The following is a 17,377-nucleotide window of genomic DNA, read 5'->3' on the forward strand; positions in this document are numbered from 1 at the left end:
AGGGGAAGACTTCATGAAGAAGCTGATTGTCGCGGGTGTCGTCGCAGGCGTGTCGACGCTCGCATCGGCCCAGCAGGCGGGCGACAACGTCGCGACGCTGGGCTGGCTGCACATCATGCCGCAGGATTCGACCAACGGACTGACGACGAATCTCGCGAGCATGCCGATCAACGGGCCGCTGCGGCTGCCCGGGTCGTTCACGTCGCCGGGCACCAGCCTGACGGTCAACAACGCCGATACGGTCGGCCTCACGCTCACGCACTTCTTCACCGACCATATCGCGGTGACGTCGGTGCTCGGCGTGCCGCCCGAGTTCACATTGACCGGGCACGGCGTGATCCGGCCGCCGGGGCCGGCCGGTTCGCTCGGCAGCGTCAACATGGACAATCCGTCGAATCAGCCGGCCGTGAAGAATGCGCGGCAATGGAGCCCGACGATCATTCTGCAGTACTACTTCAATGCACCGAGCGCGAAGTTCCGCCCGTTCGTCGGGATCGGCGTGGCCTACAGCTGGTTCAGCAACATCGAACTGAACGGCAACTTCGCGAAGGACATCAACGAGAACCTCGGCAGCGTGCTCGCGGCCGGCGCCGGCAAGCCGGGGCCGACGTCGGTGGAGGGCAAGGCATCGTCGTCGTTCACGCCGGTCTACAACGTCGGCGCGAGCTATGCGATCGACAAGCACTGGGGGCTGACGGCGACGCTGACCTACATGCCACTGAAGACGTACTCGTCGCTCGTGATCAAGGCCGCCGACGGCTCGACGCTCGCGACCACGCGCACGCGGCTGAAGGCCGATCCGCTGGTCACCTTCGTCGGGATTTCCTACAAGTTCTGAGCCGTCCGGCGTGCATTGCGCACGCCGGCGGCTTCCTGCGACCGAGCGGTCGGGCCGATCCGGCCGGGGCGTCGCGTTCCTGGCGGCATGCCGCCATTTGTGAAGAGAGAGGGGGCAGTTCAAATGAGCATTCGCAAAATCGTATCGCTTGTTGCTGCAGTGGCGTTCACCGCGGTTTCGGCCGCGCCTGCTTTCGCCGTGACCGTCTCGCGTGCCGACGGGCAGGCCATGAACCCGAACGGGGAACCGTTCTCCGCGACGGGCCTCACGGTCCTGGCCAAGGGGTCGATCAACGCGACCTGCAACGCGACGTTCAACGGCACGATCTCCTCGACGGGCATCGTCAACATCACGTCGACGACGTTCACGGGCGCCGCGACGTGCGGCCTGATCAGCGGCAGCGCGACCAGCGCATCGCCGTGGACGGGCCAGGCCGACAGCACGACGCAACTGTCCATCAACAACGCGAAGGTGACCGTTTCGCTGCTCGGCGCCTGCGGGCCGAGCAAGGTCGTGACGACGTGGAGCGATCCGAACTCGTCGCTGACGTTCAACAACGCGGTGTTGACGCCGGACTGCACGGTCAGCGGCACGGTCGCCACGTCGCCGAAGTTCCACGTGCAGTAAGCGTCGCGCGATAGAGACCGGGCGCCCGCCAGGAACGAGGGCCGTGCAACGATGCGCGGCGGGTGTTCCGGTTGCGCGAGGCATTCGTGTCGTCACGCGTATCGGCGTGACGACCGGCTGGCCGCCTGCTTCGCGATCCGATGCGGGCGGCCATGCAGGGGCCGGTGCGATGCACCGTGCCGCCTGCTTCGAACGACATGAAGCAATCATTCCGGACCACCCATGCTCACCGACCCAGCGAAGGATGGCGATGCCCGCGCTGCGACGCGCGACCGGCTGCGCACGGCCGCGTGGCTGCAATACCTGATCGAACACCTGAACGACGCGGCGTGCGTGGCGACCGACGACGTCGGCTCGACGGCCCCCACGCCGCCGCACGCGGCACGCGTGCGTGCCGGCGCGAACCTGTCGCATGAAGCGATCGCCGTCCTGCACGAACTCGCGCCGTGGATCGCAACGGACGGCGGGGGTTGCGCGTGCGATGCGATCGATGCGTGCATGCACGTCCCCGACGCGCGGCAGCTCGCGCACGCGGAACGGTGCTGCCCGGGATCGCGCGCGGCATTCGATGCGGCGCATGGCTTCATCGATGCGTGGGCTTTCGACGATCCGAACGACGGCTGGGCCGCGCTCGAGCGGATTGCCGTCGGCGTCGGGCCCGGCAGCGACGAAGTCGGCGGGCACGAAATGCGGGAGCGACTCGCGAACGGCGAGGCGCCGCCTGCGAAGAACCTGAGAGAGCGACATGCGGCCGTCGCGGCGGCCTGCGTGGAGCCGTCGGCCGGGCCAGGGGCCGTCATCGACGCGATCGTGCTGCGCGTTTGCGGGCCACGCGACGACGCAGCGCGCATCGACGAGATGGCCGCACTCGCGATGTTCTGCGCGGAGCTTGCCGCCGGCAAGGGGATGTCCTTCACCGCGTACGGCGGTCGGCACAATCTGGTTGCGCGCGCGATTCGTGAACGACGCACCGATCTCGCGTCGGTCGAAGGGCTGCTCGCGGCGGTGTCCGTGTGCCGGCTCGATCGGCTCGTCGGCGCAGGCAGTTTCTGGGCGTATTACCTGCTGGCGGGCATCGTGATCGCGGCGCCGGGCATGGTGCGCGAGTTCGCGCGCCGCTTTCATGGCAACGCGTGGCAGGCGTGGCTCGACGAAGCGCTCGCGTGGCCGGCGGTCGGCCGCTTCAGGATGAAGGAGGATGACGCGTTCGAGCGCCTGAGCGGCGCGATGAGCCTGACGTCGCGATCGAATCCGATCGTGCGCGCGAAACGCGTGCGGCCGAGGGGGGCAGCGACCGCGCGCTTCAGTACGGATGGCGAGAGCAGCCAATGAAATGAAAAACGGCTCGCGACGAGAACGCCGCGAGCCGTGCACGTTGCTGCTGCTGCGCCCCGGGGAGGGCGCTTGCGCGGTTACGCCGTCTCCGGCTGCCGCACCGCCTTCGCGATATTGCGCGCCATCGCGCCGTTCGCGACGAAGTAAGGCACGTCCACCCGCGCCAGCGGCGTGCGACCGCGAATCTTGTCCGCGATTTTCTCCGCGATCATGATCGTCGGCGCGTTCAGGTTGCCGGTCGTGATGATCGGCATGATCGATGCATCGACCACGCGCAACCCTTCGAGCCCGTGCACGCGGCCCTCCTCGTCGACCACGGCCATGTCGTCGTAACCCATCTTGCACGAGCACGACGGATGGAACGCGGTTTCCGCGCGGGCCCGCACGAACGCGTCGAGTTCCTTGTCGGTCTTGCAGTCGGCACCCGGATTCAGCTCGCGGCCGCGATAGCGGTCGAGCGCGGGCTGCCGCATGATCTCGCGCGTCGCGCGGATCGCATCGCGGAACTCGCGCCAGTCGAGCGATTCGGCCATGTAGTTGAACAGGATGCTCGGGTGATCGTTCGGATCGCGCGAGCGCAGTTTCACGCGGCCGCGGCTCGGCGAACGCATCGAGCCGACGTGCGCCTGGAAGCCGTGCATCTCGATCGCGTTCGAGCCGTTGTAGTTGATCGCGACGGGCAGGAAGTGATACTGGATGTTCGGCCACAGATCGTCGTCGCGCGTGCGGATGAAGCCGCCCGCCTCGAAGTGGTTGGTCGCGCCGAGGCCGGTGCCGTTCAGCATCCATTCGAGGCCGATCTTCGGCTGGTTCCACCACTTGAGCGCCGGATACAGCGACACCGGCTCCTTGCACTCGTACTGGATGTACATCTCCAGGTGATCCTGCAGGTTCTGGCCGACGCCGGGCAGATCGAGCACGACGGGGATGTCGAGTTCCTTCAGCCACGCGCCGGGGCCGACGCCCGAGCGCTGCAGCAGCTGCGGCGACGCGATCGCGCCGCTGCACACGAGCACTTCGCGGCGCGCATGCGCGGTCGCGCGCTCGCTGCCGCGCAGGTACGTGACGCCCGATGCGCGCTTGCCGTCAAACAGGATGCGGTCGGCGAGCGCGTGCGTGACGATCTCGAGGTTCGGCCGCACCTTCGCCTGGTCGAGGTAGCCGCGCGCGGTGCTCGCACGGCGGCCCTTCGGCGTGACGGTGCGGTCCATCGGGCCGAAGCCTTCCTGCTGATAGCCGTTCAGGTCGTCGGTGCGCGGATAGCCGGCCTGCACGCCCGCATCGACCATCGCCTCGAACAGCGGGTTCACGCCCGGCTTGCTGGTCGTGACCGACACGGGGCCGTCGCCGCCGTGATAGTCGTTCGGGCCGACGTCGCGGGTCTCGGCCTTCTTGAAGTACGGCAGGCAGTCGAGATACGTCCAGTTCTCGAGCCCCTTGTGCGTCGACCAGTTGTCGTAGTCGAGCGCGTTGCCGCGGATGTAGCACATCCCGTTGATCAGCGACGAGCCGCCGAGCCCCTTGCCGCGGCCGCATTCCATCCGGCGGTTGTCCATGTGCGGCTCGGGGTCGGTCTCGTAGGCCCAGTTGTAGCGACGGCCCTGCAGCGGATAGGCGAGTGCCGCCGGCATCTGCGTACGGAAGTCGAAGCGGTAGTCGGGGCCGCCCGCTTCGAGCAGCAGCACCGTGACGTTCGGATCTTCCGTCAGGCGCGTCGCGAGCACGTTGCCCGCGGAACCGGCGCCGCAGATGATGTAGTCGTATTCGCGTGTCGTCATGACGGTGTATCTCCTGTCGTTCTCAAAACACCGGGTTGTAGCGGCCGAGCTCGACCTGTACCGATTTGATTCGAGTGTAGTGTTCGAGCGTCGTGATGCCGTTCTCGCGTCCGACACCGGATTGCTTGTATCCGCCAACCGGCATCTCTGCCGGCGATTCGCCCCACGTGTTGATCCAGCAGATGCCGGCTTCGAGGCGGTGGATCGTGCGATGCGCGCGCGACAGGTTTTCGGTCACGACGCCGGCCGCGAGGCCGTAGTGCGTGTCGTTCGCGCGGGCAATCACTTCGTCCTCCGATTCAAAATCGAGGATGCTCATCACCGGCCCGAAGATTTCTTCGCGGACGATCTTCATGTCGTCGCGGCAATCACCGAACACGGTCGGCGCGACGTACTGGCCGTTGCCGAAGTGGCCGTCGGTCAGGCGCGTGCCGCCCGCGAGCAGCTTCGCGCCTTCGGCCTTGCCGCTCTCGATGAAGCCGAGCACCTTGTCGAGCTGCGCGGCCGACACGAGCGGGCCGAAGTTGGTGTCGGCATCGGTCGGCTTGCCGACGCGAATGCGCTTCACGCGTTCGAGCACCTTCTGCGTGAATGCGTCCTTGACCGAGCGGTGCACGAACACGCGCGTGCCGTTGGTGCAGACCTGGCCCGAGCTGAAGAAGTTGGCGGTGACCGCGATGTCGGCGGCGCGGTCGAGATCTGCATCGTCGAACACGATCAGCGGCGACTTGCCGCCGAGCTCCATCGTCACTTCCTTCAGCGACGATGCGCCTGCGAGCGACATCACCTTCTTGCCGGTCTCGACGCCGCCGGTGAACGACACCTTCGCGATGTCCGGATGGCCCGTCAGCAGCGCGCCGACCGAACCGTCGCCCTGCACGACGTTGAACACGCCGGCCGGAATGCCGGCTTCCGTATAGATTTCAGCGAGCTTCAGCGCGGTGAGCGGCGTGACTTCGCTCGGCTTGAACACCATCGCATTGCCGGCCGCGAGCGCGGGCGCCGTCTTCCAGCATGCGATCTGGATCGGGTAGTTCCAGGCGCCGATGCCCGCGCACACGCCGAGCGGCTCGCGGCGCGTATAGACGAACGACTCGGCGCGCAGCGGCACCTGCAGCCCCTCGATCGCGGTCGCGAGGCCCGCGTAGTACTCGATCACGTCCGCACCGGTGACGATGTCGACCGCGAGCGTCTCGCCGATCGGCTTGCCGGTGTCGCGCGTCTCGATCGCCGCGAGTTCGTCGTTGCGTTCGCGCAGCAGGTCGACCGCGCGGCGCAGGATTCGCGAGCGCTGCATCGCGGTCATCGCGGCCCATTCGCGCTGGCCTTCCTGCGCCGATGCGACCGCGCGGTCGACGTCGGCCGCGCTCGCCTGCTGCACCTGCGCGAGCAGTTCGCCCGTGGCGGGATCGAAGGTATCGAAAGTGTTGCCGCTGGTGGCGTCGACGTAACCGCCGCCGATGTAGAGGCGCTGCAAACCGTATACGGACATGAGGATCTCCTTGAGGGCGACTGCGTCACGCGTCAGTCCGACGCGAGCAGCAGGTCGATGTAATTGTGGGCGAGCTTCAGTGCAGCCCGTGTGTCGATCGGGCCGCCGGCGAGCGCGCCGCGCAGCCACAGGCCGTCGATCAGCGCGGCGAGGCCGCTGGCTGCTTCCCGCGCCTTCGCGCGCGGCAACGCCTTGGCGAATTCCGCGCACAGGTTCGAATGGAGGCGCCGCGTGTTGACGTGCTGCAGGCGCTTGAGCATCGCGTCGTGCATGCTCTGCGACCAGAACGCGAGCCAGGTCTTCATCACGGGCGCGCTGACCTGCGTGTCGTCGAAGTTCGCGGCGACGATCGCGCGCAGCCGGGAACGCGGGTCCTTGCGTGCCGCTACGCGGCGGCGCGTGGTGGCCGCCCACAGATCGCGCAGCACATGCCGCATCGTGGCTTCGAGCAGGCCGTCCTTGTCGCCGAAGTAATGGCTGACGATACCCGTCGAGATGTTCGCGCGCTGCGCGACCGATGCGAGTGTCGTGCCGGGCAGGCCGGCCTCGTCGATCGAGCGCAGCGTCGCGTCGATCAACTGTGCGCGACGAATCTCCCGCATTCCGACTTTCGGCATCGCGACTCCCTTCGCCCGGACGGGCCGTTCCTGGAAGTCGAGAGCTTAGCGGTTTTTTATTGAACGTTCAATCAACAAAAAAATCGGGGTCCGACGGAAAATCGTATGATCGGCTGAGGGGGCAGATGCTGCCGCTACGATTGTGCAGGTGCGGAAAAACGAATTGAAAGCTGGTTAAATAATTTTAAGTTTGTTTAAAACGATTTCCGAAAAGGCAATGCAATGGTTGCGAAAGTTTCTCGATTCGATTTATTACATGTCGAAAGAATGTCGAACTATGTGAGATTTTAGGACCCCCCAAAATTCTGATCTCTGGTGCCGTCGTCGGTAATTTCCGGAAATTCGTTTCAATCAATCGATTTGGGCTATATATGGCATTGAATTTAAAGGGAATATTATGATTTCTCTATCGTTTGTCGGCTCGGGCGCAAACGATTGCCGTCAACCCGTGATCGATTTCGTCTACCATAAAAAATGCCAAAAATATTTGAATCGATCGTATTTCCGGATGGAGTAGAGGGGATCGTTGGAATGACTTGAGTAAGTAATATTGCCCGTATTAGTATGGCGCCGAACCAAAAGGAATGAATCGGCGCCGCGGGTTTTTCCCGCGGTGCGTCGGCAATGGGCGCGGCCAACGACCGCGACGGGGCCGACGCCCGCCATTGCGCACCTGCAGCATGCCGCGACGCCGAGACGCCGCATCCACCGGAGAACGACGATGCCGACCGAAAAACACGTGGTCCCGCTACCGAATGGTCTGAAGGTCTACGTCGAACGGAACGTGTTCGATCCGTCGTTCGACACGGCGATGCTCGTCAACGGCGCGCTCGCAACGACCGCATCGTTCGGGCAGACCGTCCAGTATCTCGGCGAACGGATGAACACGATCTGCTTCGACCTGCCGTATGCGGGGCAGTCGCGCCAGCACAACCCCGGCTGCTTCATCCTGACCAAGGACGACGAGGCCGCGATTCTCCAGCATCTGGTCGAGCGCTTCGCGCCGGCGTTCCTCGTATCGGTGTCGTGGGGGGGCGTCGCGTCGCTGTTCGCGCTCGCGCGCGGCTGCCCGAGCGTGCGGCGCGCGGCGATCTGCTCGTTCTCGCCGTTCCTGAACGACGCGATGATCGACTACGTGACGCGCGCACGCGACCACATCGCGGCCGGCGAAAACCTGAAGGCCGCGCAGCTGCTGAACGATACGGTCGGCCGCTACCTGCCGCGCATCATGAAGCTGTACAACTACCGCTATCTGACGCGCCTGCCGCGCGACGAGCAGGACCAGGTCGCGTTCCACGTCGACCAGATCCTGTCGCTGCAGCCGGAGCGCTACCTGAGCGAGTTCTCGAACATCGGCTGCGAGCTGCTGTTCCTGAACGGCGAGCGCGACGAATACACGACGCCGGCCGATGTCCGCCAGCTCGCCGCGCACGTGCCGCGCGCGCGCTTCGCGACGATCCCCGACGCCGGCCATTTCCTCGACATCGAAGGCCGCGCGCAGCGCGAAACCACGCGCGCGGCGCTGCTCGACTTCTTCTGCGACACGCCGCCCGTCGCCGCGGGCATCGCGCTCGGCGCCGCGCACGCACGCGTGTCCGCGCCGATGCCGGCGCTGTCGTCATGACGCAGCACGTCGCGTACCGCGCACACCGGGCGCATCCGAATTCTCTTCCACACGAGGCAGGCCAGCCGTGAATATCGTTCAGACCATCGCCATCGTCGTTCCCTGGGCCGCGTGGCTCGCCTATTGGATCATGACGTCGCAGGCCGTGAAGACGACCGTGCGCAAGGAGGCGTCGCGCTCGCGCACGCTGCAGTCGATTCCGCTGATCGTCGGCGGCGCGCTGATCATCCTGCCCGGTCCGTCGTGGCAGGCACTCGTGCCCGACTGGCAGCGCTTCGGCCTGCAGGCGCAATGCGGGCTCGCGGTGCTCGTCGCGGGGCTGCTGTTCTCCGTTTGGGCGCGGCTGCATCTCGGCACGAACTGGAGCGTGTCCGTCACGCTGAAGGAAAACCACGAACTCGTCCGCACCGGCCCGTACGGCCTCGTGCGCCATCCGATCTACACCGGCTGCCTGATCGCGCTGGTCGGCGCCGCGCTGATCGGCGGCGAGTGGCGCGGCGCGCTCGGCGTCGCGCTCGTGTTCGCATCGCTCGCGTACAAGGTGCGCGTCGAGGAGAGCTGGCTCACCGGTCATTTCGGGCCGGCGTACACGCAGTATCGCCGTGAGGTCGCGGCGCTGATCCCCGGCTTCTACTGACCCCCGCGAGGCGCGCGATGGCGAAGGTGATCGTGACCGCGATCGGCTCGGCGGGCGACGTGCATCCGCTGCTTGGCGTCGCGCGTGCGCTCGCGCTGCGCGGCCACGACGTCGTGTTCTGCACGCATCCGCCGTTCGCGGCGGCCACGCGCCGCTGCGGCTTCACGTTCGTGCCGGTCGGCACGAGGGCCGAGTACGAGGCCGCGATGGCGAACCCGGCGCTGTGGAATCCGCGCACGTCGTTCCGCACGCTGTGGCAGGTGATCGCGCCGGTGCTGCGCCCGCATTACGACACGCTGCGCGCGCTGACCGATCGCGACACCGTGCTGGTCGGCACGCTGTGGGCGTTTTCCGCGCGCTTCATGCAGGAGTTGCACGGCACGCCGTATGTGTCGGTGCAGGTGTCGCCGTCGACGCTGCTGTCCGCGCACGTGCCGCCGACGCATCCGCGCCTGACGATTCCCGCGCGCTGGCCGCTGCCGGTGAAGGCGGCGCTGATGACGCTGATCGAGCGACAGGTGCTCGACCGCGTGTGCGGGCCGGCGCTCAACGCAGTGCGCCGCGACCTCGGGCTCGCGCCCGCGCGGCGCGTGCTCGGACGCTGGCTGCATTCGACCGACGGCGTGCTGTGCCTGTTTCCCGACTGGTTCGCCCCGGCGCAGCGCGACTGGCCTGCTGGCGTTCTGCAAAGCGGCTTTCCGTTGTTCAACGACATCGCGACACCCGACGACGATCGGGCGCTCGATGCGTTTCTTGCCGCCGGCGAGCCGCCCGTGGTCTTCACTGCAGGGTCGACGCTGGTCGATCGCGCAGCATATGCGCGCGCGGTCGCGGGCGCGTTGCATGCCACCGGCGCGCGCGGCATCCTGCTGAGCCCGCACGATACAGCACCGGACGGCGACCGGCTGCTGGTGCGCCGTTTCGTGCCGATGCGCACGCTGCTGCCGCGTTGTCGCGCGCTCGTGCATCACGGCGGGATCGGCACCGCGGCGCTCGCGTTCGAAGCAGGAATTCCGCAGGTCGTGACGCCGTTCGCGCACGACCAGTTCGACAACGCGCAGCGCGTCGCGGCAAGTGGCGCCGGCGTGCGCGTCGACGGTGCGGTCGACGGCGTGCGTCTCGGTTCGGCGCTCGCGCGCGTGCTGGATGAACCCGAATTCTCCGTGCATGCCGAACGCACGCGTGCGTTGATCCTCGCGGCGCCGGACGGCTGCGAAACGGCTGCCGATTACATCGAGCGCTTCGCGCCGAGCCACGGACGCGCGATCTCGCGGCCCGCTGTCGCGATGGCGGGCACATGAGCACGACATCGCCGCTTCGGGACACACCCGCTGCCTTCGGCGCGAGCGAACCCGCACCCGTTGCGCCGCCGGTGCGCGGCGCGCGGCTCGCGCTGCTGACGTTCGCGCTGTCGCTCGCGACCTTCATCGAAGTGCTCGACTCGACCGTTACCAACGTCGCGGTGCCCGCGATCTCGGGCAGTCTCGGCGTCTCGAACAGCCAGGGCACGTGGGTGATCAGTTCGTATTCGGTCGCGGCCGCGATCGCGGTGCCGCTGACCGGCTGGCTCGCGCGGCGCGTCGGCGAGCTGCGGTTGTTCGTCGGGGCGGTGCTGCTGTTCACGCTGACGTCGCTGCTGTGCGGCCTCGCGCGCGACCTGCACGTGCTGGTGGTCTGCCGCGCGCTCCAGGGGCTGTGCTCCGGGCCGATGGTGCCGTTGTCGCAGACGATCCTGCTGCGCACGTTCCCGCCGGACAAGCGCACCGTCGCGCTCGCGCTATGGGCGATGACGGTGCTGCTCGCGCCGATCTTCGGGCCGGTGGTCGGCGGCTGGATCGTCGACAGCTTCTCGTGGCCGTGGATCTTCCTGATCAATTTGCCGATCGGGCTGTTCTCGTTCGCGGTCTGCACCGCGATGCTGCGCCCCGACGCGCAGCGCGGCGCGGCCGGCCCGATCGACGTGCCGGGCATCGTGCTGCTCGTGATCGGCGTCGGTTCGCTGCAGGCGATGCTCGATCTCGGCCACGACAAGGGCTGGTTCGATTCGCCGCTGATCGTCACGCTCGCGGTGGTCGCGGGGCTCGCGATCGTGTCGCTGCTGATCTGGGAGGCGGGCGAGGCCCATCCTGTCGTCGACCTGAGCCTGTTTCGCGACCGCACGTTCTCGTTCTGCGTGCTGATCATCTCGCTCGGCATGATGAGCTTCTCGGTGGTGGGCGTCGTGTTCCCGCTGTGGATGCAGGCGGTGATGAGCTACAACGCGTTCCACGCGGGGCTCGCCACCGCGTCGCTCGGCGTGCTCGCGCTCGTGTTCTCTATCCTCGTCGGCCTGCATGCGCACCGCTTCGACGCGCGCGTGCTCGCGACCTTCGGCTTCCTCGTGTTCGCGGCCGTGCTCGCATGGGACGCGCATTTCACGCTGAAGATGACGTTCGCGCAGATCGCCGCGCCCGGGCTGATCCAGGGGATCGGGCTGCCGTGTTTCTTCATTCCGCTGACCGCCGCGACGCTGTCGCGCATTCCGGACGACCGGCTCGCGGCCGCGTCGAGCCTGTCGAACTTCCTGCGCACGCTGTCGGCCGCATTCGGCACCGCGATGAGCGTGACGTTGTGGGACAACCGTGCGACCTATCACTACGACGTCGTGTCGCAATCGGTCACGCACGCATCGGCGAACACGCAGCGCTTCGTGCACACGCTGAACGCGATGGGCGTGGACGGCGTGCGCGAGCTGTCCACGCTGCACCAGGTCGTGATGCAGCAGGCGTACATGATGGCGACGGGCGACATGTTCTGGATGGCAAGCATGACCTGCCTCGTGCTCGCCGCGATGATGTGGCTCACGCGGCCGAAGCGCGGCGCGGCGGCTTCATTCGGACATTGAGGAGAGCGACATGACGACACTCGGCGCACTCGTGATCCTGTATCACCCGACCGACGCGCAGCTCGCGGCGCTCGGCGCGTGGCGGCATGCGTGCGGTGCGCTGCTCGTCGTCGACAACACGCCGCAGCCGGACGCACGCGCAAGCGAAGCATGCGCGCGCGACGGCATCGCGCTGCTGCATCACGGCAATCGCGGCGGAATCGCGGGCGCATACAACGCTGGGCTCGCGGCGCTGTTTCGCGACAACGTCGATGCGGTCGCGTTGTTCGACCAGGATTCGTCGGTGCCGGCCGGTTACTTCGCGACGATGCGCGACGCCTGCGCTGGGCTCGCGGGGCGCGCGTTCCTCGCCGGCCCGCGCATCTTCGACGAGAACGCGCGCAGCTTCCTGCCCGAGCTGGCGACCAACGGGATCGCGTTGCGCCGGCTGCGCGTCGATCCCGATGCGCAATTGCAGCGCTGCGCATTCCTGATCTCGTCGGGTTGCGTCGTGTCGCGCGCCGCGTTCGACGTGCTCGGCCGCTTCGACGAGACGCTGTTCATCGATCACGTCGACACCGAGTACAGCTTCCGCGCGCTCGCGTGCAACGTGCCGCTCTACGTCGTGCCGTCGCTGGTGCTGCCGCACCGGATCGGCGCGAAACGGCGTCACGCGTTCGGCCCTTTCGAAATGACGTCGATGAATCACTCGTGGCAACGGCGCTACTACAGCGCGCGCAATGCGGTGCAGCTCGGGATGCAGTACGGGCTGCGCTTTCCGGTGGCGATCGTGCCGAACCTGCTGACCGTGTGGCAGGTCGTGCAGATCGCGCTCGTCGAGCGCGACAAGCGCGACAAGCTCGCCGGCATCCTGTTCGGTATCGCGGACGGCCTGTTCGGCCGGCTCGGTCCACTCGAGCGCACGCGGCCGCGTCTGGCCGCACGGGCGCAGCGCGTCCAGCAAGGATGAGGGAAGCGATGCGGCGTGTGAAAGAAAATGCGGTAGTGCGGGCGCGTAGCGTGAAGGGCGGTGCGTTGATCGGAGCCGCGGCGGTGGCGATGGCATTGGGCGGATGCGTGCCGACGGGCTTCCTGCCGTCGCTGTCGTTGCGGGCGCCGGCCGATGATGCGCTCGCGCGCACGGCCGGTCCCGGCGTGGACGGTGCATGGCCCGCACCCGACTGGGTGAAGCAGCTGCAGGACCCGCAGCTTGACGCGCTGGTCGCCGAGGCATCGCAAAACAACCCCGACCTGCAGGTCGCGCAGGCGCGGCTGCGGATCGCGCAGGCGCAGCTTCAGCAGTTCGATTCGCTGACGGGGCTGACGGGCACGGCCGGCGCGACGGTCAGCCGCGCGCGGATGCCGAAGCCGGGCGACGACGTCGCCAACGTGTCGGTCGGCGGCTATCGCGTGCCGGTCGAGATATTTGGCGATCCGAACGTATCGCCGTCGTCGGTGTTCGTCGGGCTCAACTACCAGCTCGACCTGTGGGGCAAGAACCGCGCGGCGACGAAGAGCCTGATGTCGCTGCGTGAAGCGGCGCGGGTCGAGGCCGAGCAGGTGCGGCTCACGCTGGCGGTCGCGATCGTCACCGTGTACTGCCAGCTCGACCAGGCGTACGCGACGCAGGATCTGCTGCAGCAGAAGCTGAAGGTCAGTCAGCGCGTGACGACCGTGCTGCGCGAGCGTACCGCGCGCGGGCTCGACAACGCGTACGACGCGAGCGACGCATCGATCAAGCGCAGCAAGCTGCTCGCGCAGATCGCGCTGAACGACGAGCGGATCAAGCTCGCGCAACTGCAGCTCGGTGTGCTGTCGGGCCGCGGCCCGGAACGCGGGCTCGCACTGCAGCGGCCGCGCGTCGGCGCATTGGCCGGCGGCGCGCTGCCCGCGCGGCTGCCGGCCGATCTGCTGGGCCGTCGGCCCGACATCGTCGCCGCGCGACTGCGTGTCGAAGCCGCGTTCGCGAACGCCGATTCGACGCGCGCGCAGTTCTATCCGGACGTGAACCTCGTCGCACTCGGCGGCGTGTTCGCGCTGACGCCCGCGTCGCTGTTCTCGCGCGACGCGCTCGGCGCTTCCGTCGGCCCGGCGATCTCGCTGCCGGTGTTCGATCGCGGCCGGCTGAAGGCGAAGCTCGGCGCGGACGTCGCGCAGGCCGACGTCGCGATCGGGCTGTACAACAAGACCGTCGACGACGCGCTTGGTCAGGTCGCGCAGATCGTCACGTCTCTGCTTACCTCGCAGACGCTCGTCGCGCAGCAGCAGGACGCGGTCGCGGCCGCGCAAAAGATCGTGGAGATTGCGGCCGACCGTCATCGGCGCGGCGTGCTGATGCAGAAGGACGTGGATGTCGCGGATCTCACGCTGATCGACGAGCGCGCACAGATGATCGCGTTGCTCGGCCGGCAGCGGACGCTGCGTGTCGGATTGATCGGCGCGCTGGGCGGCGGGTTCGATGCGGGCGCGACGGTCGCGCAGGCGCCGACCGGGCATCGGGCGCGTGGCGGGGCGGCGAAGCGTGGCACTTCGCCCGCCGCGCCCGCCGTGGCGGCTGCGACCGCCAAGACCGCACCGACCGCCGCCGCCGCCGCGAGCCAGTCGATGGCGGGGCCGTCAGCCGATGCGCGTGCGCAGAGCGTGGCCGCCCCGCAGGTCGTCGCCGCATCGAATGCGGCGGTCGCACGACGCGACGACGCGGCGCGCACGCCGGCCATCGGCGCCACGCCTCGCGGCGCTCCCGTTTCTTCTCGCACGGCGGCGGCGAATCCAGCGCCGATCCCCCTGTTCCAGCATGACCGCCTGATCGTTACGCAAAGCGACTGATGCACCACGACAACCTTCATACCGCCGCGCAGCCGGCTGCCCTGAACGATCCCGCACTCGACGCGCGCCGGGCGACGCGCCGCAAGCGCTTCATGCTGTTCTTCGCGGTCGTGCTGCTGGCCGCGCTCGTCTGGATCGCGTTCTGGCTGTTGCGCGACCGCTATTACGAAGACACCGACGACGCGTACGTCGCGGGCAGCATCGTGCAGGTAGCCGCGCAGATTCCGGGTGCGGTGACCGACGTGCTGGTCGCCGATACGCAGGCCGTGCGCGCCGGGCAGACGCTGGCGAGGCTCGACGACACCGAGGCGTCCGTGGCGTTCGCGCAGGCGAAGGCGCAACTCGTGCAGGCCGTGCGGCAGGTCGCGAACGCGAAAATCTCGAACACGATGTACGTGGAAGCCGTGAACGCGCGCCAGGCCGACCTGTCGCTCGCGCAGCGCGCGCTCGCCGCACGTTCGGGCGCGTCGGTCGAGATCGTCGCGCCGGAGGAACTGGCGCGCGCGCGTGCGGCGGTCGCCGGTGCGCAGGCCAATCTCGCGGCCGCGCAGGCGCAGCTCGATGCGGCGCGCGCGCTCGGCACCAGATTGCCCGTCGACGAAAGCCCGGCCGTCGTGCAGGCGGCCGCGCAGTTCAAGCTCGCGTACCGGAACCTGAAGCGCACGACGATCGTCGCACCGGTCGACGGCACGATCGGCCAGCGTTCGGTGCAGGTCGGCCAGCAGGTCGGGCCGGGCGTGCCGCTGATGTCGATCGTGCAACTCAATCAGTTGTGGATCGAGGCAAATTTCAAGGAAGGGCAGATTCGCCACATGCGCATCGGGCAGCCGGTCGAGGTCGTATCGGATCTCTACGGCTCGCGCGTGACCTATCGCGGCCGTGTGCAGGGCTTCTCGGCCGGCACCGGCAGCGCGTTCTCGATGCTGCCCTCACAGAACGCGGCCGGCAACTGGATCAAGGTCGTGCAGCGCGTGCCGGTCGTGATCGCGCTCGATTCCCGCGATCTGGCCGCGCATCCGCTGCGGGTCGGGCTGTCGATGCGTGCGACGGTCGATACGCGCAACCGCGATGGTCATGCGCTCGACAGCGAACCGCCGACGCCGTCAGTCAGCACGCGCGTGCACGACGGGGTGGCGAGCGACGCGGAAGCGGCGGCCGCCGCGATCATCCGCGAGAATCAGGGCGGCTAATGGGCGGCTAATGCGAGACCGACCGGCGCGCCCCGGCGGGCCGATCGCGCCGGCCGGCCGGGGCGCGCGCTCACGCGTTCCGTGCCCTCCACGATCCCGCCCTCCGGCCGTTCTCCCTGACCCGACTTTCGTGTTTGCGCCATCGATGTCGGCGCCGTTCAAACGCATGTCGCGTTTGAGACATCGGGGCCCCCACCTCCGGGACTACTCTCGAACAGCACGTCGCGTAGCGCCGCACCCGCCGGCGCGCGGCAGCGCCATCCAATGAGACATGGAGACAATACGATGAGCAGCAATCGAGGTGTCGTCTATCTTGGGCCGGGCAAGGTCGAAGTTCAGAAGATCGATTATCCGAAAATGGTCGATCCGACCGGCCGCGCGATCGGCCACGGTGTCATCCTGAAAGTGGTGAGCACGAACATATGCGGTTCCGACCAGCACATGGTGCGGGGCCGCACGACCGCTCCGGTCGGCCTCGTGCTCGGCCACGAGATCACGGGCGAAGTGGTCGAGGTGGGCCCGGACGTCGAGACGCTGAAGATCGGCGATCTCGTGTCGGTGCCGTTCAACGTCGCATGCGGCCGCTGCGCGATGTGCAAGGACACGCATACGGGCGTGTGCCTGAACGTGAACCCGTCGCGTGCCGGCGGTGCTTACGGCTACGTCGACATGGGCGGCTGGATCGGCGGCCAGGCCGAGTACGTGCTCGTACCGTATGCGGACTTCAACCTGCTGAAATTCCCGGACCGCGACCAGGCGATGGCGAAGATTCGCGACCTGACCTGCCTGTCCGACATTCTGCCGACCGGTTATCACGGCGCGGTGAGCGCGGGCGTGAAGCCGGGCTCGACGGTCTACATCGCGGGCGCGGGCCCGGTCGGCATGGCGGCGGCCGCGTCGGCGCGCCTGCTCGGCGCGGCGGTGACGATCGTCGGCGACATGAACGCGGAACGCCTTGCGCACGCGCGGGCGATGGGCTTCGAGACGGTCGACCTGTCGAAGGACGCGTCGCTCGGCGAGCAGATCGAGCAGATCCTCGGCGTACCGGAGATCGATTGCGCGGTCGACTGCGTCGGCTTCGAGGCGCACGGCCACGGTTCGTCGGGCCATTCCGAGGAAGCGCCCGCGACGGTGCTGAACTCGCTGATGGAAATCACGCGGCCGGCCGGCGCGATCGGCATCCCGGGCCTGTACGTGACGGACGATCCGGGCGCGAAGGACAAGGCCGCGCAGCACGGCAGCCTGAGCATCCGCTTCGGCCTCGGCTGGGCGAAGTCGCATTCGTTCTTCACGGGCCAGACGCCGGTGCTCAAGTACAACCGCAACCTGATGCAGGCCATCCTGTTCGACCGTCTGCCGATCGCGAAGATCGTCAACGTCGAGGTGATTTCGCTCGACCAGGCGCCGGAAGGCTACAAGAAGTTCGACGGCGGCGCGCCGCGCAAATTCGTGATCGATCCGCACGGCTTGCTGGCGGCCTGACGCACGAACGACGGGCATGAAGCGGGCGGTACCGGAGACGGTGCCGCCCGTTTTTCGCTGTGGGCGTG

14 protein-coding genes are annotated in these 17,377 nt (G+C 67.7%); 11 read left to right on the plus strand and 3 right to left on the minus strand.

Annotated features, from left to right (window positions below; translation table 11 throughout):
* Positions 1 to 13: 13 nt before the first annotated feature.
* From ACV22W_RS08650 to ACV22W_RS08660, 3 genes are all read left to right on the plus strand, one after another.
* A complete protein-coding gene (locus ACV22W_RS08650) occupies positions 14 to 838 on the plus strand; it encodes an OmpW/AlkL family protein (RefSeq protein WP_448018791.1) in 825 nt (274 codons plus the stop codon).
* 123 nt (positions 839 to 961) lie between these two features.
* Positions 962 to 1,465, plus strand: coding sequence for a hypothetical protein (locus tag ACV22W_RS08655; protein ID WP_059534146.1), 504 nt, complete (start codon positions 962 to 964; stop codon positions 1,463 to 1,465).
* Positions 1,466 to 1,687: 222 nt separating this feature from the next.
* Positions 1,688 to 2,797, plus strand: a complete 1,110-nt coding sequence (locus ACV22W_RS08660; protein WP_448018792.1) for a hypothetical protein — start codon at positions 1,688 to 1,690, stop codon at positions 2,795 to 2,797.
* Between the two features lie 80 nt (positions 2,798 to 2,877).
* Here the strand turns inward: ACV22W_RS08660 and betA are convergent, their stop codons facing one another.
* Genes betA through betI form a run of 3 tightly spaced genes read right to left on the minus strand, consistent with a single transcriptional unit; the run spans position 2,878 to position 6,687 of the window.
* Positions 2,878 to 4,578, minus strand: a complete 1,701-nt coding sequence (gene betA, locus ACV22W_RS08665; RefSeq protein WP_059534150.1) for a choline dehydrogenase — start codon at positions 4,576 to 4,578, stop codon at positions 2,878 to 2,880.
* A gap of 22 nt (positions 4,579 to 4,600) precedes the next feature.
* Positions 4,601 to 6,070 (minus strand): betaine-aldehyde dehydrogenase, encoded by a 1,470-nt coding sequence (gene betB / locus ACV22W_RS08670; RefSeq protein ID WP_448018793.1) that lies wholly within the window; start codon positions 6,068 to 6,070, stop codon positions 4,601 to 4,603.
* A gap of 32 nt (positions 6,071 to 6,102) precedes the next feature.
* Complete coding sequence (betI, locus tag ACV22W_RS08675) at positions 6,103 to 6,687, minus strand: transcriptional regulator BetI (RefSeq protein ID WP_059534154.1); 585 nt, start codon at positions 6,685 to 6,687, stop codon at positions 6,103 to 6,105.
* Between the two features lie 721 nt (positions 6,688 to 7,408).
* Between betI and ACV22W_RS08680 the strand changes: the two genes are divergently transcribed.
* The 8 genes from ACV22W_RS08680 to fdhA all read left to right on the plus strand — a co-directional run bounded on the left by ACV22W_RS08680 (position 7,409) and on the right by fdhA (position 17,309).
* A complete protein-coding gene (locus ACV22W_RS08680; RefSeq protein WP_448018794.1) occupies positions 7,409 to 8,311 on the plus strand; it encodes an alpha/beta fold hydrolase in 903 nt (300 codons plus the stop codon).
* Positions 8,312 to 8,378: 67 nt separating this feature from the next.
* Complete coding sequence (locus ACV22W_RS08685; protein WP_448018795.1) at positions 8,379 to 8,948, plus strand: methyltransferase family protein; 570 nt, start codon at positions 8,379 to 8,381, stop codon at positions 8,946 to 8,948.
* Between the two features lie 17 nt (positions 8,949 to 8,965).
* Complete coding sequence (locus ACV22W_RS08690; protein WP_448018796.1) at positions 8,966 to 10,249, plus strand: glycosyltransferase; 1,284 nt, start codon at positions 8,966 to 8,968, stop codon at positions 10,247 to 10,249.
* Positions 10,246 to 11,832 carry a DHA2 family efflux MFS transporter permease subunit gene (locus ACV22W_RS08695; protein ID WP_448018797.1) on the plus strand — a complete coding sequence of 529 codons (1,587 nt, stop codon included), beginning with the start codon at positions 10,246 to 10,248 and terminating at the stop codon, positions 11,830 to 11,832. The genes ACV22W_RS08690 and ACV22W_RS08695 overlap by 4 nt, the downstream gene beginning before the upstream one ends.
* 10 nt (positions 11,833 to 11,842) lie before the next feature.
* Positions 11,843 to 12,781 carry a glycosyltransferase family 2 protein gene (locus tag ACV22W_RS08700; RefSeq protein WP_448018798.1) on the plus strand — a complete coding sequence of 313 codons (939 nt, stop codon included), beginning with the start codon at positions 11,843 to 11,845 and terminating at the stop codon, positions 12,779 to 12,781.
* 8 nt (positions 12,782 to 12,789) lie between these two features.
* Positions 12,790 to 14,637: an efflux transporter outer membrane subunit gene (locus tag ACV22W_RS08705; protein ID WP_448018799.1), complete on the plus strand. Its 1,848-nt coding sequence runs from the start codon at positions 12,790 to 12,792 to the stop codon at positions 14,635 to 14,637.
* The gene (locus tag ACV22W_RS08710; protein ID WP_448018800.1) at positions 14,637 to 15,827 is read left to right on the plus strand and encodes an HlyD family secretion protein; all 1,191 of its coding nucleotides are present in this window, start codon (positions 14,637 to 14,639) and stop codon (positions 15,825 to 15,827) included. The genes ACV22W_RS08705 and ACV22W_RS08710 overlap by 1 nt, the downstream gene beginning before the upstream one ends.
* A gap of 285 nt (positions 15,828 to 16,112) precedes the next feature.
* Positions 16,113 to 17,309, plus strand: coding sequence for a formaldehyde dehydrogenase, glutathione-independent (gene fdhA, locus ACV22W_RS08715; RefSeq protein WP_059600256.1), 1,197 nt, complete (start codon positions 16,113 to 16,115; stop codon positions 17,307 to 17,309).
* Positions 17,310 to 17,377: the final 68 nt, after the last annotated feature.

This window comes from Burkholderia sp. AW49-1, from assembly GCF_053427845.1.